Source organism: Microbacterium sp. (genome assembly GCF_017305435.1).
Classification (GTDB): domain Bacteria; phylum Actinomycetota; class Actinomycetes; order Actinomycetales; family Microbacteriaceae; genus Microbacterium.
Genome location: NZ_JAFKIP010000003.1, coordinates 429673 through 450971, shown reverse-complemented (window position 1 = coordinate 450971; position 21299 = coordinate 429673). Strand labels below are relative to the sequence as shown.

Sequence of the window (21299 nt, the reverse complement as noted above, 5' to 3'; positions counted from 1 at the left end):
TCAGTCCACGAGCATCCAGACCGCGACATCGACCGGCAGGGAACCGCCGTCGAACGGCTCGCTGGCGACGAGCACCGTCCCGGACGGGAGGGGCAGCGGCGCGTCGGACGCGTTCGCGATGACGGTCACATTCCCGTTGCGGAATGCGATGACGTCGTCGCCGTAGCCGTTCAGCCAGGTGAGGTCTCCCGCGCCGAGCGCCTCGGCGCGTCGCGTCGCGAGGAGCGTGCGATAGAGCCACAGCGTGGAGTCGGGATCGGTCTCCTGCACGTCGCGGGCGAGGCGCGCCCACTCCGCGGGCTGCGGCAGCCAGGACGCGCCCGACGGGCTGAAGCCGTAGGCGGGGGCCGCCGCCGACCAGGGCACCGGCACGCGGCATCCATCGCGCCCGTAGCGCTCGCCGTCCGTGCGGAACCAGGTCGGGTCCTGCCGGGCGTCGCCGGGCAGGTCGACGACCTCGGGCAGCCCCAGCTCCTCGCCCTGATAGAGGTACGCCGATCCGGGGAGCGCGAGCATGACGGTCGTCGCGGCGCGGGCGCGGCGCAGGCCCACGGCGGGGATCGGCTTGCCGGGCGAGTCGGGGCCGATGCCGTGCCCCTGCGGGTTCTCGGCCGTGAGAGCGAGGCGCGACGCGTGTCGCACGACGTCGTGGTTCGACAGCACCCAGGTGGCCGGGGCGCCGACCGCGGGGAAGGCGCGCAGCGACTCCGAGATCACCTCGCGGATCGCCGCGGCATCCCACTCGGTCATGAGGTAGGGGAAGTTGAACGCCTGGTGCATCTCGTCCGAGCGCACCCACTCCGCGGTGCGATCGACGGTCGGCAGCCACGCCTCGGCGCACAGGGCGCGATCGCCGTCGTACTCGGCGAGCACGCGGTGCCAGTCGCGGTAGATCTCGTGCACGCCCTCCTGGCCCCAGTACGGCGACTCGTCGTGGCCGCCCATGCTGTCGCCCAGGGCGACGACGGGGAAGTGATCGGGGAGGCCGTCCGTCTTGACGAGCCCGTGCGCGACGTCGACGCGGAAGCCGTCGACTCCGCGATCGAGCCAGAACCGCAGGATGCCGCGGAACTCCTCCTGCACCTCGGGGTTCGCCCAGTCGAAGTCGGGCTGGCTCGCGTCGAACAGGTGCAGGTACCACTGGCCCGGCGTCCCGTCGGGGTTCGTCGTGCGGGTCCACGCCGCGCCGCCGAAGACCGATTCCCAGTTGTTGGGCGGCTCGTCGCCGGCCGGTCCCCGACCGTCGCGGAAGAGGTACCGCGCGCGGGCGGCGCTGCCGGGCTCGGCGGCGAGCGCCTCGCGGAACCAGACGTGCTCGTCGGAGGAGTGGTTCGGCACGAGGTCGACGATGACGCGGATGCCGCGGTCGTGGGCCGCGGCGAGCATCTCGTCGAAGTCGGCGAGGGTTCCGAACAGGGGGTCCACGTCGCGGTAGTCGGCGACGTCGTAGCCCGCGTCGTGCTGGGGCGAGCGGTAGAAGGGGCTGAGCCAGACGGCATCCACCCCCAGCGACCGGAGGTCGTCGAGGTGCGTCGTGATGCCGGGGAGGTCGCCGATGCCGTCGCCCGTCGCGTCGGCGAACGAGCGCGGGTAGATCTGGTAGATCACGGCGGTGCGCCACCATTCAGCGCCGGGGCGGCTCCGGCCGATGGGGGCGAGCCGGCCGATCGCGGCCGGCGGAGTCAGGGGGGAAGAGGTCTGCTGCGACGTCATGCGCCCAGTGTAAGCGCTTACGCAACCCGAGGGGAAGCGTACGCTGGACCGGTGACCACCGAGGCCCTCGCCCGAGCCGAGTCGCTCATCGCGACGATCCCCGACTTCCCCGACCCCGGCATCCTCTTTCGCGACATCTCGCCGCTGCTCGCGGATGCCGCCGCGATGCGCGCCGTCGTGGATGCCGTCATCCGCCCGTTCGCCGACGAGTTCGACGTCGTCGCGGGTGTCGAGGCGCGCGGGTTCCTCCTCGCCGGCGCGGTCGCCGTCGCTGCCGGCGTCGGCATGGCTCCGATCCGCAAGGCGGGAAAGCTCCCGCGGCCCGCGGCATCCGTCGACTACGCGCTCGAGTACGGCACCGCGGCGATCGAGATGTCCGGCGACCTCGCGCCCGGGACGCGCGTTCTGCTCGTCGACGACATCCTCGCGACGGGGGGCACCCTGCGTGCGGGGCAGCAGCTGCTCGCCGAGCTGGGGCTCGTCCTCGCCGGCACCGCCGTGATCATGGAGCTCGGGGGGCTCGGCGGGCAGGCGGCGTGCGGGCCCGTGCACTCCGTGTTCCGCGTGTAGGGGCGTTCCGCGCGGAGGTCTGGGACAATCGGTTTCGAGCGATCTCCGACAGAAGGGCTCCCGTGAGCACTGCGACCTCCGAACCGACCGTGATGCTGGCGTCGAAGACGCTCGCGCACATCCATCTCGAAGGTCAGGTCGACGAGGTGTTCGCCTCGACCGAGGACGCGCTGCGCGCGCGCATCGTGGAGGCCATCCGGCAGATGGCGGCCTCGGCCGGCGAGCCCGTGACGGCCATCGTCGTCGACGGCGAGGTGCGCTGGCCGCTCATCGTGCACCCCGACGGCACCTTCATCGAGGCGACCGCCCTCGCCGAGACCGCCGACGGCGAGCCCGCGTCCATCCCCGCGCCCGTGCCGTTCGCCGAGACCACCCCTTCCCGTCCAGAAGCCCCCCTTTCGACGGGTGACGACCGGCCCTCTCGTGAAGAACCGGCTGTCTCGGCGACCCCCGCCCCGCCGCACCCCGCATCGAACCCGGCCGCGGCCCCGGCGCTGCGCAGCGACCTCGCCCGGCGCGAGAGCGCGCAGCGCGATCCGATCGCCCGCGCCACCCCGACCGTCGATGACCTGCTGAACTCGCGCGCCGACCGGGCGAAGCCGCGCGCGACCGAGGGCTGGCAGGGGGCCGTCCGCCGGGCGACGGGCGGGGCGATCTCGCCGCACCCCGGCAGGGCCGAGCAGTCCCGCCTCGATCGCGAGCGCACGGTGCAGCGGCGCCTCGACGGTCCGCGCACGATCGTGATCCTCAACCCCAAGGGCGGCGCGCACAAGACCACGTCGACGCTGCTGCTCGCGGCGACCTTCGGCACGCAGCGCGGCGGGGCGACGCTCGCATGGGACAACAACGAGACCCGCGGCACCCTCGGCTGGCGCGCGCAGAACGCCCCGCACCACCGCACCGCGGTCGACCTGCTCGAGCACCTCGACTCCTTCGCCGAGCCGAGCCAGGCGAGCCTCGCCGCCCTCGACACGTACGTGCGCACCCAGGTCGACGCGCGGTTCGACGTGCTGGCATCCGACGAGGATGCCGCGGCATCCTCCACGATCGACGCCGCCGCGTTCGACCGACTGCACGGCGTGCTCTCGCGCTACTACCGGCTGCTCATCGTCGACACCGGCAACAACATGCGGGCCTCGAACTGGGTCGCCGCGGTCGCCGCGGCCGACCAGCTCGTGATCGTCTCGACCGTGCGCGAGGACACTGCCGCGAGCGCGGCGTGGCTCCTCGACGGCCTGCGCGAGAAGGGCTTCGACCACAAGATCGACGAAGCGGTGACGATCCTCGCCGCACCCTCGGCGAAGCCCGACCGCAAGCTCGCGGAACGCCTCGAGCGCCACTTCGCTCAGGTCACCGGCGCCGTCGTGCACGTCCCGTTCGACGCCGCGCTCGTCGACGGCGGCCCGATCGACTTCGATGCCCTCTCGCCCGAGACGCGCGACGCGTGGCTGTCGGTCGCGGCATCCATCGCCCAGCGCCTCTGAGCCCGACGATCCGCCGGGGATGCCGCGGCGTCAGTCCGCGTCGACCGCGAGCCGCCGGCGGTCGCGAGAGCGGCTCGCGATGCGGCTGAGGGCCTCGGGCGTGACGCCCAGATACAGGGCGAGGTCGCGCTGTGAGATCCGACGAACGAGCGGCGACTCGTCGCGGAGCACCTTGAGGTAGCGTTCCTCCGCGGTCAGTGCGAGATGGTCGTTCAATCGCAGCGTCCGCAGCAGGATCAGCTCGGCGAGCAGACGGATGGCGAGGGTCGACCACGCGCGGTGACGCTCCGCCAGCTCCAGCGTCATCGCGGCGTCGAAGCGGAGCGCCGTCGTCGGCACGAGCGCGGTGAGCTTGCCGTCGCCGTGGCAGGGTGCTTCCGTCCCGTCATCCGGAAGCGTCGGGACGGCAGCGGCCGCGGACAGGAACGCGAGACCCGCCACGATGTCGCCCGCCCGCGGAAAGGAGACGATCCGGGGGCGTCCCGTCGTCATGGTGACGGTCGCCTTGAGGAGGCCGGACGTGATGATGTGGATGCCGGGGGAGTCGTGCTCGTACGTCGGCAGCTCCTTGCCTGCCGCGCCGGAGCACAGCTGCGCGCCCGCCGCGAACCGCTCCCAGTCGGGAAGGGCCGAGCCGGCGCGCCGCTCGAGTTCGCGGCGCACGGGGAGAAGCTCCTCGGGGTGCGCATCGCGCGTGCGGAATCTCGGCATGTCGTCTCTCCGTCCCGCATCCGCGGGCACGTTCTCATTCTTGCGGACGGTTCTACCCGAACCACCACCATCACTGCGTGTGACGCGACGAGCGCCGGAACATTACGCGGCTTCGTCTCGGTATTGATCTCGATCAACACTCGCCCGCCTCGGAGTTGATCGCGATCAATGCTTCCGCCGTGCGGGGGATGCAGCGCCGTCGCCGTCCCCTACTTTCACTTTCGTGCATGCGCGGATCCGACCGTGCTCGCACAGCGACGCTCCGCCGTGGAGGGACACGGTGTGCGATGGCGTTCGCCTACTTGGGGAGGGGACCCTGTGATCAGCATGCCTATCGGCCGCGCACGCTCTCGTGCGCGCGTCACCGATCCGACGTCGACGGCGTCGGCATCCATCCGACACACCGCGAAGCTCGTGGTCGTCGCCCTCATCGCGGGACTTCTCACCGTGATGGGCGTGTCGGCACCCGCGCTCGCCGCCGGGTCGGTCAACGTCACGATCGTGCCGTCCGGCGAGACCTACGACGGCACGCAGGTGTTCGAGGCGGGCACCGATTACACGCTCAACGTGCAGTACGGGAAGATGGCGAACGGCCAGCAGGTACGCATCACCGCGCCGGCGGGCGTGACGATCCCCGATTCCTCTCTCGTGGTGCCCCCCGGCAACACCGCGGTCTCGTCGTTGACGCGTGACGGCGCTGACATCGTCCTCACCTTCGCGAACCCGTTCCCGTCGAGCATCGATCAGGGACTGCTCGGCCTGAAGTTCCGCTTCGACACGGTCACCGAGTCGGTCAAGACCGACGTGCCGTGGAAGGTCGACGGCACGCCCCTGACCTCGACGGTGATCATCAAGAAGCCGGGTGACCAGTTCGAGAACGTCACGCCCGGCGCGTCGAAGAACGCCGACGGTTCCGCGTTCGACGCGATCTCGTCCAAGATCTCGGTCACGAACGGCCAGGTCGCGATCGATCCGTCCGCAGCATCCACCCCGATCACCTACGCGGTGCACGCCGAGACGGCCGCTGCGGCCCCCGGCTTCACGATCACGGACACACTCGGCTCGTACCTCGAGCTCGTCGGCGGCACGGGTTCTGCGACGCTCACGACGTGGGATGCCTCGGGCCTCAACAAGACCACGACGACTCTCGCCGCCCCCGCGGTGACCGACGGCGCGACGAGCCTCACCTTCACGACCGACCTCCCCGCCAACTCCGTCCTCGACGTCACGTACCAGGCGCGCATCGACTCCGCGCAGCTCGGCGCTCTGCGCGACGCGCTGCAGGCGAAGTACGACGCCGTGAAGACCACGGGCGGCGACTGGAAGATCGCGCTGTCGAACTCGGCGGTCATCGGAAGCTTCGGCACGAAGACGGCGACGGGCCAGGTCGGCGGCAACGTCGCGGGCCCGTGGACCCCCGACCTGTGGGCCTTCTCGAAGTACGGCTGGCTGACCGACGGCCCCGACTCGCAGTGGGTCACGACGTCGTCGACGTCCGCTCCGTACGTGTTCGACTCGCCCGTGAAGGTGATGTGGGCGCTCAACGCGAACCTCTCGCAGTGGGACGGCTCGACCCCCGAGCGCACTCTGGGTCAGAACGTCGTCATCACCGACCAGCTCCCCACCGGGCAGGCGTGGAACACCGCGGACGCGAGCTTCATCCAGCTGATCAACGCCAGCTCGGGTGCGACGCTCCCGCTGACGGCGGCACCGGCCGGTACCACGGCCGCGCAGATGTCCGGGGGCGCCTTCGTCGACCAGTACCTCGTCGACGGCGACACGCTCGTCGTGAACATCGGCACGGCCGCGCGCAACCTGCGCCTCCAGGCCAAGGCGATCATCTCGAGCGTCGATTACCGGTGGAACAGCACCGCCGAGATGCAGTCCTACCTCGCCGCGAACACGGCGAGCTTCGACTGGAGCACGACGGAAGACGCCGTCAGCCGCAACGCCGGTGTCTACCTCACCGGCAAGCCGACCGGGCCCGTGCCGAACGACGCGTTCTTCACGAAGAGCACGAGCGACCAGACCGTCGAGGTCACGTCGGGCGAGGCCGCGTGGGTGCCGTACCAGTTCAACGTGGGCAGCGCGCCCGGCAAGATCAGCGAGACGACCATCGTCGACCACATCGACCACAGCGTCTTCGACGTCACGAGCGCCAACCTCGAGGAGATCCGCGCGACCATCAGCGGCTACTTCAACGCCAACGGGCGTGACTTCTACAGCAACATCGCGTGGTCGACCGGGCTCGACTCGAGCGACTTCGCGCTGTCCCTGAACGCCGACGGCGACCTCGTCATCCAGCCGAGCCAGGAGCTGCTCGACTTCCTGACGAACAACCCCTGGTCGGACACGCAGGGCTGGCGCGTGGCGCTGAAGCTGCCGACGAAGAAGATCGACGGCACGCAGACCATCCAGGTCCGCAATGACGCGTCGCTCCTCGGTTCGAAGCACGGCATCGAGTTCATCTCGAAGACCGAGTCGTACGCGACGACCTGGGGCGACGAGCTCGAGGTCCGCAAGTCGGTCTGGGATGCCGCGAACTCGCAGTGGACGACGAGCGTGCGCGTTCCGCTGAACGATGACGGCTCGATGACCCAGGACACCTTCACCTACAAGGTGCAGGCGATGCCGCACGGCGACTACGCCAACGTGACGATCATCCCGATCGCCGACGTGCTCCCCGCGGGCGTCGACTTCGTCGGGTTCGCCGACAGCGCCACGAGTGGCACGTCGACCACGACCAAGCTGCTGCCCGGCAACCTGCAGGCCAGCTACGACTCGGCATCCCGCACCATCACGATCAAGAACCAGGACGGCACGCTGCTGACCAAGCAGCAGTCGATCGACACCTACATCCGGGTGAAGGTCACGTCGTTCACGGCCGACACCGGCATCACGAACGTGGTGTCCGGCAACCCGGCGACGATCGTGCCGACCAACGACTACCCGCTGAACGTTCTGAAGAAGGACGCGACGAACCCCACCAAGGCGATCACCGACGCGAACGCGCAGTTCGAGGTCAAGGACTCCGACGGCGCGCTCGTCGCGACGGCGCAGGTGAAGGACGGCGTGCTCGTCGTCTCGGACGGCCAGGGCGGCACGAAGGCGCTCACGGTCAAGAAGCCGGGCTCGTACACGATCACCGAGAAGAAGGCTCCCGCCGGCTACACGCCGACGACCGAGGTCTTCACGGCGGTCGCGAACACCGACGGCTCTTCGCCGCAGGTGGTCATCACGAACGAGCCGATCGTCGACTACGCCGTGGGTGACCGCGTGTGGATCGACGCGAACCGTGACGGGCTGCAGTCCGAGGGCGAGCCCTCGCTCGAGGGTGTGCAGGTCGACCTGCTCGACTCCGCGGGCGCGGTCGTGAAGACGACCTCCACCGACGCGAACGGCCTGTACCTCTTCGACAACCTCGTCGCCGGTGACTACCGCGTGCGCTTCACGCTGACCGACGCGCAGGCCGAGATGTACGACTTCACGACGGCGAACGCGTCGGGGACGTCCCCCGCGTCGACGCCGGACGCGACCGACTCGGATGCCGTCGTCTCGGCCGACCCGAAGGTCGCGACGACCCCGGTGTTCACGCTCGCCGCGTCGAACCCGGCGCTCACGAAGTCCTACACCGACCAGACCGTCACCGCCACCGAGGGCATCGACCCGACGTGGGATGCCGGTGTCGTGGTGAACAAGGTCTCCATCGGCGACTACGCCTGGTGGGACGTGAACCGTGATGGTCTGCAGACGGCGGGCGAGCCCGTCGTGCCGAACCTGCCGGTCAGCCTGACTCTCGACGGCACGGTCGTCGCGACGACGACGACCGATGCGAACGGCTACTACGCGTTCGCGAACCTGCTGCCGTCGACGGAGTACGTCGTCACGTTCAGCACGCCCACGGGCACGGTGAACGACGCCGCCGTGTTCTTCACGACGCAGAACGCGGGCGGTGACGCCAGCAACAGCAAGACGGCGGACCTTACCGACTCCGACGCCGACCCGGCGAACGGCACGGTCACGGTCACGACGCCCGACGCGGGCTTCAACCTGACCGCTCCCGGACAGGCCGACAACCCCGGCATCGACGCGGGCTTCGTGCAGTACAACCTGTCGCTGAAGAAGACGCTCGACACCGCGGGTCCGTTCGCCCCGGGTCAGCAGGTGACGTACACGCTGACGCCGCACAACGACGGCCCGGTCGCGGCGCTCGCCGGCTGGTCGGTCACCGATGTGCTGCCGGCGCAGCTGACGCTCGTGTCGATCACGGGTGAGGGATACACGTGCGACCCGGCGACCGCGACCTGCGTCGCCACCGAGGCGCTCGGCGCGGGCGTGGACGGCGCGACGATCACGGTCGTCGCGACGATCGGCGCCATCTTCTCGGGTGTCGCGAAGAACGTCGCGTACGTGTCGCCGTCGAAGGACGACGTCGCGGAGACGAACCCGCTCACGAAGCCCACGCTGTCGACCGACACCAGCGCGACGACGACCGACAACGACGCGCAGGCGCAGCTGGAGGTCCCGAAGGTCTCCATCGGCGACTACGTGTGGTGGGACGTCGACCGTGACGGCACGCAGAACGACGACAAGCCCGCCGCGGGCGTGACGGTGAACCTGCTGCTGAACGGTGCGCAGGTCGCGACGACGGCGACGGATGCCGACGGGTACTACTGGTTCACGGATCTGCTCCCGAGTACGCAGTACACGGTGCAGTTCGTCAAGCCCGAGGGCACGACCTTCACGACGCAGAATGCGACGAGCGCGACGGACAACAGCCCGTCGACCGACCTCACGGACTCCGATGCGAACCCTGTCGACGGCACCGTGACCTTCACGACGCCGGCGACGGGCTCCAACCTGCCCGGCGCGCGGAAGACCGACAACCCCGGAATCGACGCGGGCCTCGTGAAGTACAACCTGAAGCTCACCAAGACGCGCACCACCACGGAGACCGTCTACAAGGGCGACACGGTGACCTTCACGCTCACCCCGAGCAACGACGGCCCGGTCGATGCGCTGACCGGCTGGTCGGTCACCGAGGTGCTGCCCGCCGAGCTCACGCTCGTGTCGATCGCCGGCGACGGCTACGACATCGCGGGTGCGACCGCGACGAGCCGCACGGTGCTGAAGGCCGGCGCCACCGGGAACCCCATCACGGTGACCGCGACGGTGAACCAGAACCTCTCGGGTGACGTCAAGAACGTCGCCTACGTGAGCCCGGCGCCGACGGATGCCGTGGAGACGAACCCGCTCGGCACCCCGCCGACGAACACGACCGACACGTCGACGTCCCCGACGGACAACGACGCGGAGGCCCCCGTGAAGGGTGCGTCGCTCGTCTCGATCGGCGACTACGTGTGGATCGACGTCAACCGCGACGGCGTGCAGAACGACGGCAACCCCGTGAAGGACGTGACGGTCAACCTGTACAAGGCCGACGGCACGACCCTCATCGCGACGACGAAGACCAACGCCCAGGGGTTCTACTCCTTCGGCGACCTGCGTCCGAGCACGGACGTCGTCGTGGAGTTCGTGAAGCCCGACGGCTACTCGTTCACGAAGCAGAACGCCGGCGAGAGCGACAGGAGCGACTCGGATGCCGATGTCGCCACCGGTCGCGTGAACGTCACGACTCCGGCATCCGGCGGCAACTCGCTGACGGCCCCGGATGACCCGACGATCGACGCCGGTCTCGTGAAGTTCAACCTCACGTTGACCAAGGCGATCACCTCGAGCGGCCCGTACTACGAGGGCTCGACGGTCACGTTCACGCTGACGCCGCACAACGACGGCCCGGCGGCCGCGCTGAAGGACTGGTCGGTGGTGGAACTGCCGCAGACCGGCCTGACGATCACGGCGCTCGACGGCGGCGAGGTCTACCGCTGCGACGTGAGCCTGCTCACGTGCGTCTCCCGCGGTGGACTCCCGGCGGGCACCGACGGCGCGCCCATCACGGTCACCGCGGTGATCGCGGAGAACTTCGTCGGCGAGCTCAACAATGTCGCCTACGTCGTGCCCGCCACGACGGACGTGCCGGAGACGAACCCGCTGCAGCGCCCCGAGAACGCGCTGGTCGACACGAGCGCGACGCCGACCGACAACGACGACTCGAAGCGCATCACGGTGGACTCCCTCGTGAGCGTCGGCGACTACGTCTGGTGGGACAACGACCGCGACGGCGTGCAGGGAGAGGACGAGCCGCCCGTGTCGGACGTCACCGTCAACCTCCGCGACGCCGAGGGCACACTGCTCCGCTCCACCACGACCGATGACAACGGCTACTACGCGTTCGACGACCTCGTCCCCGGACGTGACTACGTCATCGAGTTCGTGAAGCCCGACGGCACGTCGTTCACGACGCAGAACAGCGGCGAGGGCGATGCGCTCGACTCGGATGCCGATGTCACGACCGGACGCGTCAGCATCACCGCTCCCGCGTCGGGCACCAACCGCACCGAGCCGGGTGAGGCCGACGACCCCACGATCGACGCGGGTCTCGTCGAGTACGACCTCACCGTCACCAAGGTGCGCCTGGGCGACGAGACGGTGGAGTCCGGCAAGACCGTGACGTTCACGCTCACGCCGCACAACGACGGCCCGTCCGACGTGCTCGCCGGCTGGACGGTCGCCGACCAGCTGCCCACGGGGCTGACGCTCGTGTCGATCACCGGCGAGGGCTACACCTGCGCCGACGGCACCTGCACGGCATCCGATGTTCTCGCCGCCGGCCAGGACGGCGAGCCGATCACGGTGATCGCGAAGGTGGGTGCGGGTGTCACCGGCACGCTCCTGAACGTCGCGGTGGTGGCACCGTCGGCGACGGATGTGCCGGAGAAGAACCCGAACAACAACACCGATGACGCCCCCGTGAAGGCGGTGGCGCCCCCGCTCGCGGTGACCGGTGGTTCGGCATGGGTGTGGGGCACGGTCGGAGGGATCGCCCTCGGCCTCCTCCTGCTGGGTCTCGTGCTCCTGATCGTGCGCCGGGGGGCGCGCGCTCGGTGAGCCGAGCGGGCTCCGGTCGCACCCACGGTCGGTCGGAGCCCCCGCGAAATCCCCGTCGCGGAGCGTCTGCCCGGGCCTCGTGCCCGGGCAGACGTGCGTCCCGACTCCGCGCGGGTGCGCGGCGGCGGTGGGATCAGGGCAGTGCGGCGCCGAGCTCGACGGGGCTGCCCTCGATGTTGCCGACGATGCCCCGGATGATCCCCACGCCGTCCGTCCCGCGAAGGCTCTCGTACCATGCGGCGGTGGCCGCCGCGTCGTAAGCGTGCGTCTCTTCTCCGCGGCGCCGCGCCCGGAGGACCAGCTCGCCGGCGCGCTCGACCCTGATCGCCTCGTAGCGACGGAGCGTGTCCTCGACGCCGAGACTGTTGGTCGCGAAGGCGATGCCGAGGGCGAACGCGTCCTCGAGCGCCGAGCACGCCCCCTGACCGATGTCGGGGGCCGTGTTGTGCGCGGCGTCGCCGAGGATCGCCACCCGACCCTTCGTCCACGTGGGGAACGGGGTGATGTCCCAGATCTCGACCCGGTTGAGGGAGACCGCCGGGTCGATCGCCGAGATCAGCGCCTGGACTCCCGGAGCCCACCCGTCGAAGGCCTTCACGAGAGGGGCCGTGCCGTCCGCCCGGTCGTAGGGGATGCCGGCGGGCTGGGGCACGTCGAACCAGAAGTAGAAGCGGCCCCCGGCGATCGGCATGACCGCCGCACGCTTGCCGTCGGCGACGTAGGTCGTCCAGGCATCCGGCGCACCGATCGTGGTGTCCACCCGGACCAGACCGTTGAAGTTCGTGTAGCCGGAGTACTCGCGCACGATCTCGGGAGCGCCGTCGGGCTGCACGTAGGCGCGGGTGAGCGAGCGGGCGCCGTCCGCCCCGATGACCATGTCCGCGGTCTCCGTGGCGCCGTCGGCGAAGGTCACGGTGACGGATGCCCCGTCGTCCGCGAGCGCGACGACCCTCCGACCGAGGTGGATGGACTCCTCGCCGAACGTGCGCATGAGGAGCGCCTGCAGGTCGGCACGGGCGACGGGGTACGGCTTCTGGCCCGTCCGTGTCGTCACGGTTTCGAGGGAGAAGTCGCACAGGACCTCGCCCGTGCGTCCATCGCGGTAGGCCATCGTCGCCATGTCGCCGCCGAGGGCGGCCACCTCGTCGCGGAGGCCGAGCCAGTTGAGCACCTTCACGCCGTTCGACCACAGCGACAGCGCGGCGCCCACGGGCCGGTTCTCCTGCATCTTGTCGTAGATCGCGACGTCGTGCCCGAGCCGGCGCAGGGCGATGCCCGCGCTCGTGCCGCCGATGCCCGCGCCGATGATGATGACCTTCATGGCGGCACGCTAGGGCGGGCGTGTCACGGGCGCGTTTCTCGACGGGTGCCGAGGTGTTACAGCCCGCCCGGAGGGCCGTCAGCTGCCGCGATAGGTCGTGTAGGCGAACGGGCTCAGCAGCAGCGGTACGTGGTAGTGCGGGCGGTCCGCCACCGTGAACGCCACCGTCACGGACGGGTGGAAGGCCGCCGTTCCCTGCGCGGCGAAGTGGGCGCCGGTGGCGAACACGAGCGCGTACTCGCCCGGCTCCAGGACGTCCGGGCCGAGGGCGAGGCGGCCGTCGGCATCCGTCCGGCCCATCGCCAGAGCGATGCCGGCAGCATCGCGGAGCGACACCTCTACGCCGGATGCCGGGGTTCCTGTCGAGGCATCCAGGATGTGCGTCGTCACGTGCGTCATCCGACCGTTCCTTCCAGGCGCAGCAGCGCGATCTGCCGCAGCTGATCGAGCGCTTCGGCGATCTCGGTCTCGTCGTCGTTGCCCAGTCGTCGGTCGAGATCGGCGCGCAGCTCCTCCGGGCTCCGCCCGGCGGCCCGGATCAGGAACACGCGGCCGAAGCGCTCTTCGTAGGCTGCGTTCCCCGCGGCGATGGCCGTGGCCGTCGCCGCCTCGGCGGATGCCATCGACGCCTGCTCCGCCCGTGATGCGTTCGCCTCGGCGCCGGATCCCTGCGGCCTCTCGCCGATCCGCGGGTGCTGCGCGAGCGCGGTGTCGAGGTCGAGAGCCGTCCACTCCCGCGCGAGCGCATCGGCGTGCGCGACGAGGGCCGCGCGGGTGCCGTAGGGGCGACCGGCGACCACGGCATCCACCCACCGGGGGATTGCCGCCCACACGGTGACGGTGCGGGCCGCGGCGGCCGCGTCGAGAGCGTCGAAGTCGGCGATGGTCACGGCGGGTGTCGTGGTCATCGAGCACCGTGGCGGGCGGAAGCGCGGCTCATGCCCAGATCGTATCGGCCCTGCGGGACGCGGCTCGCCGTGGAAACACGGGCGAAACGACACCTCGGTAACGTCGGACGGGTTCTGAGGGAGGCGGCGCTGTGGCAGCTGTGCGGGTGGTCCGAGCCGAGCGGGCGTGGATCGACGGCGCGTTCCGACCTGCCGAGGTCCGGCTCGCGGACGGTGTGATCACGGAGATCCTGCCGGGGGGAGCGGCTGATGCCGCCGACGTGATCGTCCTCGCCGGCGACGAGGTGCTCCTGCCGGGGCTCGTCGACTCGCACGTCCACCTCGACGAGCCCGGTCGCACCGACTGGGAGGGCTTCGCCACCGGCACCGCCGCCGCCGCCGCGGGCGGAATCACGACCGTCTTCGACATGCCGCTGAACTCCGTTCCGGTGACCACGACACCCGAAGCGCTCGCCGCCAAACGGGCCGCGGCAATGGGCAAGCTCGCCGTCGACGTGGGGTACTGGGGCGGCGCGGTTCCGGAGAACCTCGGCGCCCTGCGCGCTCTCGCAGATGCCGGCGTCGTCGGCTTCAAGTGCTTCCTGGTGCCGAGCGGCATCGACGAGTTCGGTCACTTGGATGCCGCGGGCGTCCGCGCCGCGCTCCGCGAGCTCGCCGCCTTCGACGGCCTCCTCATCGCGCACGCGGAGGACGAGGGACACCTCCATGCCGCGGCCACGGAGGTCGGCACGGGCGCGGACGGCGCCCTCGGACGGGGCTACGACACGTTCCTGCGCAGCCGTCCGCCCGTCAGCGAAGAGGCGGCGATCGCGACCGTGATCGACGCGCTCGCCGAGACCGGCGGCCGCGGCCACATCGTGCACGTCTCCGACGGCGCTGCGCTCGAACTCGTCCGGCAGGCGAAGGCCGACGGCATCCGCCTCACGATCGAGACGTGCCCGCACTACCTCACCCTCGCCGCCGAGGACGTCCCCGACGGCGCGAGCGCCTTCAAATGCTGCCCCCCGATCCGCGGCCGCGCGAACCAGGACCTCCTGTGGGAGGGCGTTGTCGACGGGACGATCGACGCCATCGTCAGCGACCACTCACCCGCGACCCTCGCCCTCAAGACCGCCGGCGGCGGCGACTTCGGTCTGGCGTGGGGCGGGATCGCGGGCGTGCAGACCGGGTTCGCGAGCGCCTGGACCGAGGCTGCGCGCCGCGGCATCTCGCTCGAGAGCCTGCTGCCGCTGTTCACGACGGGGCCCGCGCGCATCGCCGGCGTGCCCGGACTCGGCGAGATCCGGGTGGGGGCGCGCGCGAACCTCACGATCGTCGCGCCGCAGACGGAGTGGACCGTCGACGCGCAGCGGCTCCTCTACCGCCACAAGCTCTCCCCGTGGGACGGGCGGCGCCTCCGCGGCGTCACCTCGACGACGATCGTCGGCGGCGAGATCGTCTACCGCGCCGGCGACGGGGATGCCCGGGCGCGGCCCGGCATCGAGATACTGATGGAGGTGCCGGCATGAGCCCGACGGAGATCCTGCAGCCGGGCGTCGGCCCGATCGGCGGCGAGCACTACCTCGCCGCCTCACCGCAGACCGTCCTGTGGGGGCGGCTGCCGTGCGCCGCCGACGCCCCCGTGCTGACGGTCGCATCCGGCGCGACGGTGACGATCGACACCGTGAGTCACGAGGGCATCCTGCCCGATCAGGGGCAGGACCCCCTCGCCTACTTCACGGGCCACGGAGTCACGGCCGACGCCGTGCTCGCGGATGCCGTCGAGATCGCCGCGACATCCCCGCGCGACCCGCTCCTCGACGGACCCCACGTGATCACGGGACCGGTCTTCGTCGAGGGCGCCGAGGTCGGCGACCTCCTGAAGATCACGGTCGAGCGTCTCCTCCCGCGCGTGCCTTACGGCGTCATCTCCAACCGGCACGGCAAGGGCGCCCTCGTCGGCCTGCTGCCGCGCGGGCCCGCGAACGTCAGCGTCTTCACGCCCGTGGACGGCGGGACGGGCGTGCTCCCGATCGCAGACGGCGGTGAGCGGATCGTGCGCTTTCCGCTCGCGCCGTTCCTCGGCACGATGGGGGTCGCCGTCGCGGGCGACGAGCGGCCGCACTCGGTGCCGCCGGGGGCTCACGGGGGCAACATCGACATCAACCTGCTGGTCGAGGGGGCCGTGCTGTACCTGCCGGTGCAGGTGCGGGGCGCGCTCGCCTACGTCGGCGACCCGCATTTCGCGCAGGGGGACGGCGAGGTGGCGCTGACCGCACTCGAGGCATCCCTCCGTGCGACGCTCCGCTTCGAGGTCGTGCCGCGGGCCGAGGCCATCGCCGCCTTCGGCGAGGTCACCGGACCCCTGGTCCGCACGGGCGAGTACCTCGTGCCCACGGGGCTCGACCCCGACCTGAACGAGGCGATGCGCGCCGCCGTCCGCGCGGCGCTGGAACTGCTCCAGGCGCGCTACGGCATGGCCGAGCACCTCGCCTACGCCTACCTCTCCGCGGCGACCGACTTCGACATCTCGCAGGTCGTAGACATCGTCTGCGGTGTGCACGCGCGGATCCGCGAGGCCGACTTCGCCGCGATCGTACCCCCGGGGTCGGGCGCATGACGGGCCTCCCCGCCACCGTCCTGATGGCGACCGGAGGGGGCCGATGACCGACATCCCGGCCGACCTTCGGATGGCCTTCGACGCCTACGAGCGGGCGCTCATGGACGACGACCTCGACGCGCTGGATGCCGCGTTCGCCCCCGGCGCGGCGACGCTGCGCGGCGACGGGGCGGGTCTCCTCGTGGGGCACGACGAGATCAGTGCCTTCCGCGGTTTCCGGGGCGGCGTGCCGGCGCGCGTGATCGAGAGCGTCGAGTATCGGCCTCTCGGCGACGGCATCGCCCTGCTCGTGTCGGTGTCGCGCTTCGTCGCGGGCGGGCGGGGGCTGCAGACCCAGGTGTGGCAGCTCGTCGACGGGCGGTGGCTCATCACGGCCGCGCACGTCACGCCGCGCAGCGCGGCGTTCGATCGCGCCGTGTGGCGCACGGTCGGCGATCCGCTCTACCAGGGCGCCTGGGAGGGCCCGCTCGCGGGGCTCACGGTCGCGGTGAAGGACCTGTTCGCGGTCAAGGGGTATCGGATCGGGGCGGGCAACCCCGCATACCTCGACTCCGCGCGCGCCGAGACGACGAGCGCGCCGGCCGTCGGCGACCTGCTGCGTGGCGGCGCGTCGCTGCGGGGCATCGCCCGCACCGACGAGTTCGCGTACTCGATCGCGGGCGACAACCCGCACTACGGCACGCCGCCCAACGCCGCCGTGCCCGGCGCGCTGCCCGGGGGATCGTCCAGCGGGCCGGCATCGGCGGTCGCCCTCGGCCACGCCGACATCGCCCTCGCGACCGACACGGCCGGTTCCGTGCGGGTACCCGCCTCCTACCAGGGGCTGTGGGGTCTCCGCACGACCCATGACCTGGTGCCCCGGCAGGGGCTCCTGCCCCTCGCGCAGACCTTCGACACCGTGGGCTGGCTGACCCGCGACGGCGCGACCCTCCAGGCGGTCGCCGACTGGTGCCTGAGCTACGACGGTTCGGGCTCGACCGAATCGGTGCTGGGCGCCTCCGGCGACGACCTGCCGTGGCGCTTCCGCGTTCCGGCCGAGGCCCTTGCCGCCGCGGAGCCGGCGACCCGCGCCGCGTTCGAGGCGTTCGTCGCGGCATCCGCTCTGCCGGTCGAAGAGGTCTCCCTCGGCGACCTCGACGGCTACCTCGTCCCGTTCCGGACGGTGCAGGGCGCCGAGGCCTGGCGCAACAACGGCGAGTGGCTGCGCGCCCACCCCGGCGCGACCGGGCCCGCCGTCGCGGAGCGCTTCCGCGCGGCCGCCGCCGTGACGCCCGCCGACGAGGCATCCGCTCGCGCCGCCCTCGCGCCGCTTCGCGAGGCGCTCCACGCCCTCGTCCAGGATGCCGTGCTGCTGCTGCCGACGGTCCCGGGACCCGCGCCCGCCCGCAGCGCGTCGGGTGCGGACGTCGAGGCCGTGCGCCAGAACACCCTGCGGCTGACGACCCCCGCCGCCGTCGGCGGACTGCCCGCTCTGTCGGTTCCGCTCCTCCGGGTCGCTCCCGCCTCGGATGCCGCCCGGACCCGGCCGCCCGCCCCGGCCCCCGTCGGGGTCAGCCTCATCTCGCGTGCGGGCACCGACATCGCCCTCGTGCGCCTCGGGCGCGCGCTCAACGCCCTCCATGCCCTCCACGCCCGATCGAGCGAAACGGACTCCGCATGACCGACGCCGCCCCCGTGCCCCCGACCTCGCTCCCGGCCGAGTTCCCCACGTCGATCGACCCGCCGGCACGCCTTCTGATGGGTCCGGGCCCCATCTCGGCCTACCCGAGCGTTCTGCGCGCGATGTCGGCCCCGCTCGTCGGGCAGTACGACCCGTTCATGACGGCGACGATGACCGAGACGCAGGAGCTGTATCGCGCGGTCTGGGCGACCGGCAACGAGGCGACGCTGCTCGTCGACGGCACGAGCCGCGCCGGCATCGAGGCGGCGATCTTCTCGCTGGTCCGCCCCGGCGACCGCGTGCTCGTGCCCGTGTTCGGCCGGTTCGGGCACCTGCTCGCCGAGATCGCCGAGCGCGCGCTCGCCGAGGTTCACACGATCGAGACCGACTGGGGTCAGGTCTTCGCACCGTCGGTCATCGAGGAGGCGATCGTGCGGGTGCGCCCGACCCTCCTCGCCCTCGTGCAGGGTGACACCTCGACCACGATGAACCAGCCGCTCGAGGACATCGGCGAGATCTGCCGCCGCCACGGCGTGCTGTTCTACACCGATGCGACCGCCTCGCTCGGCGGCAACGCGTTCGAGGCGGATGCCTGGGGGCTCGACGCCGCGACCGCGGGGCTGCAGAAGTGCCTCGGCGGCCCCAGCGGCTCGGCGCCGATCACGCTGAGCCCACGCGCGGTCGAGGTGATCCGGTCGCGCACGAAGGTCGAGGCGGGCATCCGCGAGCCCGGTGACGCCTCGTCCCCCGACTTCGTCCGCTCCAACTACTTCGATCTGGGACAGATCCTCGACTACTGGGGACCCCGGCGCCTCAACCACCACACGGAAGCCACGAGCATGCTCTACGCCGCCCGCGAGTGCGCGCGCGTGCTGCTGCTCGAGGGTCGGGATGCCGTCATCGCCCGGCACGCGCTCGCCGGGCGCGCGATGCTCGCCGGCGTCGAGGCGCTCGGGCTCGCGGTCTTCGGCGACGTGGCCCACAAGATGAGCAACGTCGTCGCCGTGGAGATCCCCGACGGGGTGCCCGGGGATGCCGCGCGCGCGGTGCTCCTGGAGGATTTCGGCATCGAGATCGGCACGTCGTTCGGCCCCCTGCACGGGCGGGTCTGGCGGATCGGCACGATGGGCTACAACGCCCGGAAGGATGCCGTGCTCACGACCCTCGCGGCGCTGGAGGCGGTGCTGCGGCGCTTCGGCGCGCCGGTCCCCGCCGGCGGCGGTGTCGAGGCCGCGGCCGACGTGTTCGCCGCGGGAGCCGCCGCCAGGGCGGTGCCCGCTCCGGAGGGCCCGTGACCGAGGCATCCCTCCTGCGCGCCGCGCCCGACGCGATCGCGACCGCCGCCCGCCGGGTCATGGCGCGGTGCGACGAGCTCGCGCGGGTGAGTGCCGCCGAGGCATCCATCGAGCGCGTCTACCTCTCGCCGGAGCACGCCCGCGTCAACCGCCTCGCGGCGGAGTGGATGCGCGAGCTCGGCATGCGCACCTGGCAGGATGCCGCGGGCAACCAGGTCGCCCGCATCGGTGACCCGTCCGCTCCGGCACTCATGCTCGGCTCGCATCTCGATACGGTGCTCGACGCCGGTCGCTACGACGGCATCGCCGGGGTGCTGATGGCCCTCGAGGTCGTGCGGCTGCTGCGCGTCCCGGTCGCCGGCTCCGGGGCAGACGGCACCGGGGCGGACGGCGCCGGCGGCTGGACCGTGCCGCTGCCGTTCGCGATCGAGATCGTCGCGTTCTCCGACGAGGAGGGCACGCGGTTCGGCAAGGCGCTGCTCGGCTCGTCGGCGGTGGCCGGCACCTGGAACGACGCGTGGTGGGGCCTGACGGATGCCGGCGGCGTGAGTCTGCGCCGTGCGTTCCTGGAGTTCGGGCTCGATCCCGGCCGCATCGGCGAGGCCGCGCGAAGGCCCGACGAGCTCGTCGGGTACCTCGAGGCGCACATCGAGCAGGGGCCCGAGCTGGACCGGGCGGGCGAGCCGCTCGCGGTCGTGTCGTCGATCGCCGCGGCGCGCCGATTCCAGCTGGTGGTCGAAGGCGAGGCGAGACACGCGGGCGGGACGCCGTACGACATGCGTCGCGATGCCCTCTTGGGTGCGAGCGAGGCGGCTCTCGCCGTCGAGCGCCTCTGCGCGGCGGAGCACCACATCGTCGGGACGGTGGGCCAGTTCGAGGCGTTCCCCGGAGCGGTCAACGTGATCCCGGGCGAGGTGCAGTTCTCGCTCGACCTCCGCGGCGAGTTCGACGGCGAGCGCGACCGGGTCTGGGACGCCCTCGCGCGGGAGCTCGACGCCATCTCGGGGCGCCGCGGCCTGCGCTGGCGCGCCCGCGAGGTCCACAGCGCGCCGGCCGTGTTCTGCGCGCCGCTCCTGCAGGACGTCATCGAAGGCGGAATCCGGTCCACCCTCCCGCCGCGCTCCGAGGAGCCTCCGGTGATCTTCAGCCGTGCCGGTCACGACGGCATGGCGCTCGGAGCGATCGCCGACGTCGGCATGCTCTTCCTGCGGAACCCCGACGGGGTCAGCCACCACCCCGACGAGGCGGTCTCGGCGGGGGACGTCGCCCACGGCATCCGGGCCCTCGCCGAGGCCGTGCTCCTGCGCGGCACCCAGCGCGCCTGACCGCGTCCGGGCACTGGCCGTCGGCCGCTCAGGGCCGGACGGGCAGGGCGATCGCGCCGGTCATCTCGGCCCCGGGCGAGGCGTCCGAACGTGCCGGCGGGACGTAGTCGCGCAACCGGCCGAGGGCTTCCGTGGCCTCGGTGGCGACGACGAGCATGTCGGTGTAGCGCGGGTGGGTGAAGCCGCGGTCGCGCATGTTCGCGACGAAGGCGAGGAGCGGGTCGAAGTAGCCCGCGACGTTCAGGACGCCGACCGGCTTCTCGTGGATGCCGAGCTGCGCCCACGTCCACTGCTCCGTGAGCTCCTCGAGCGTCCCGGGGCCGCCGGGGAGGGCGAGGAAGGCATCCGCCCGGTCCGCCATGATCATCTTCCGCTCGTGCATCGTGTCGACGAGGATCAGTTCGGCGAGGTTCTCGTTGACCTCCTCGCGCGCCTGCAGCGCCCGCGGGATCACGCCGGTGACCTCCGCCCCCGCCGCGACCGCGGCATCCGCGACGGCGCCCATCAGCCCGACGTGGCCGCCGCCGTAGACGAGCGACATCCCGGAGGCGCCCATCGCCGTGCCGACCGCGCGCGCCGCATCGAGGTACACCGGGTCGAAGCCCGGCGAGGATCCGCAGAAGACCGTGACCGTGAACCGTGACATGTCCCGACGCTAAGTGCCGCGTGTTTCCGCACCGTGACAGCCCGGAAACATCCCGTCAC

14 protein-coding genes are annotated in these 21299 nt (G+C 71.6%); 8 read left to right on the top strand and 6 right to left on the bottom strand.

Annotation, left to right across the window (positions count from 1 at the left end; translation table 11 throughout):
* On the bottom strand, positions 1–1713 hold the full coding sequence (locus J0I43_RS05395; protein ID WP_292860192.1) for a glycoside hydrolase family 13 protein: 1713 nt from the start codon (positions 1711–1713) through the stop codon (positions 1–3).
* A 51-nt stretch (positions 1714–1764) separates the two neighbouring features.
* Here J0I43_RS05395 and J0I43_RS05390 point away from each other — a divergent pair, with 51 nt between their 5' ends.
* Together J0I43_RS05390 and J0I43_RS05385 are read left to right on the top strand one after the other, a co-directional pair.
* Positions 1765–2283: an adenine phosphoribosyltransferase gene (locus tag J0I43_RS05390; protein ID WP_292860189.1), complete on the top strand. Its 519-nt coding sequence runs from the start codon at positions 1765–1767 to the stop codon at positions 2281–2283.
* Positions 2284–2345: 62 nt separating this feature from the next.
* Positions 2346–3767 carry a chromosome partitioning protein gene (locus J0I43_RS05385; protein ID WP_292860186.1) on the top strand — a complete coding sequence of 474 codons (1422 nt, stop codon included), beginning with the start codon at positions 2346–2348 and terminating at the stop codon, positions 3765–3767.
* Between the two features lie 30 nt (positions 3768–3797).
* Here the strand turns inward: J0I43_RS05385 and J0I43_RS05380 are convergent, their stop codons facing one another.
* Complete coding sequence (locus J0I43_RS05380) at positions 3798–4478, bottom strand: Crp/Fnr family transcriptional regulator (RefSeq protein ID WP_292860183.1); 681 nt, start codon at positions 4476–4478, stop codon at positions 3798–3800.
* Positions 4479–4805: 327 nt separating this feature from the next.
* Here J0I43_RS05380 and J0I43_RS05375 point away from each other — a divergent pair, with 327 nt between their 5' ends.
* Positions 4806–11486 carry an SdrD B-like domain-containing protein gene (locus J0I43_RS05375; protein ID WP_292860180.1) on the top strand — a complete coding sequence of 2227 codons (6681 nt, stop codon included), beginning with the start codon at positions 4806–4808 and terminating at the stop codon, positions 11484–11486.
* 133 nt (positions 11487–11619) lie between these two features.
* Here J0I43_RS05375 and hpxO read toward each other — a convergent pair whose 3' ends face one another.
* The 3 genes from hpxO to uraD form a co-directional block, all read right to left on the bottom strand.
* Positions 11620–12807, bottom strand: a complete 1188-nt coding sequence (hpxO, locus tag J0I43_RS05370) for an FAD-dependent urate hydroxylase HpxO (protein ID WP_292860177.1) — start codon at positions 12805–12807, stop codon at positions 11620–11622.
* 78 nt (positions 12808–12885) lie between these two features.
* The gene (gene uraH / locus J0I43_RS05365) at positions 12886–13206 is read right to left on the bottom strand and encodes a hydroxyisourate hydrolase (RefSeq protein WP_292860174.1); all 321 of its coding nucleotides are present in this window, start codon (positions 13204–13206) and stop codon (positions 12886–12888) included.
* A complete protein-coding gene (gene uraD / locus J0I43_RS05360) occupies positions 13203–13715 on the bottom strand; it encodes a 2-oxo-4-hydroxy-4-carboxy-5-ureidoimidazoline decarboxylase (RefSeq protein WP_292860171.1) in 513 nt (170 codons plus the stop codon). The genes uraH and uraD overlap by 4 nt, the downstream gene beginning before the upstream one ends.
* Before the next feature lie 131 nt (positions 13716–13846).
* Here uraD and allB point away from each other — a divergent pair, with 131 nt between their 5' ends.
* From allB to J0I43_RS05335, 5 genes are read left to right on the top strand one after another with little or no spacing between them, the layout of a single operon-like run.
* Complete coding sequence (gene allB / locus J0I43_RS05355; protein WP_292860168.1) at positions 13847–15223, top strand: allantoinase AllB; 1377 nt, start codon at positions 13847–13849, stop codon at positions 15221–15223.
* Complete coding sequence (locus tag J0I43_RS05350; RefSeq protein ID WP_292860165.1) at positions 15220–16314, top strand: acetamidase/formamidase family protein; 1095 nt, start codon at positions 15220–15222, stop codon at positions 16312–16314. Before allB ends, J0I43_RS05350 begins: the two co-directional genes overlap by 4 nt.
* A 43-nt stretch (positions 16315–16357) precedes the next feature.
* Positions 16358–17974 (top strand): AtzH-like domain-containing protein, encoded by a 1617-nt coding sequence (locus tag J0I43_RS05345; RefSeq protein ID WP_292860162.1) that lies wholly within the window; start codon positions 16358–16360, stop codon positions 17972–17974.
* A complete protein-coding gene (locus tag J0I43_RS05340) occupies positions 17971–19269 on the top strand; it encodes an alanine--glyoxylate aminotransferase family protein (protein WP_292860159.1) in 1299 nt (432 codons plus the stop codon). The genes J0I43_RS05345 and J0I43_RS05340 overlap by 4 nt, the downstream gene beginning before the upstream one ends.
* Positions 19266–20594 carry a Zn-dependent hydrolase gene (locus J0I43_RS05335; protein ID WP_292860156.1) on the top strand — a complete coding sequence of 443 codons (1329 nt, stop codon included), beginning with the start codon at positions 19266–19268 and terminating at the stop codon, positions 20592–20594. Before J0I43_RS05340 ends, J0I43_RS05335 begins: the two co-directional genes overlap by 4 nt.
* A gap of 28 nt (positions 20595–20622) precedes the next feature.
* Here the strand turns inward: J0I43_RS05335 and J0I43_RS05330 are convergent, their stop codons facing one another.
* Positions 20623–21240, bottom strand: coding sequence for a TIGR00730 family Rossman fold protein (locus J0I43_RS05330; protein ID WP_292860153.1), 618 nt, complete (start codon positions 21238–21240; stop codon positions 20623–20625).
* Positions 21241–21299 lie beyond the last annotated feature (59 nt).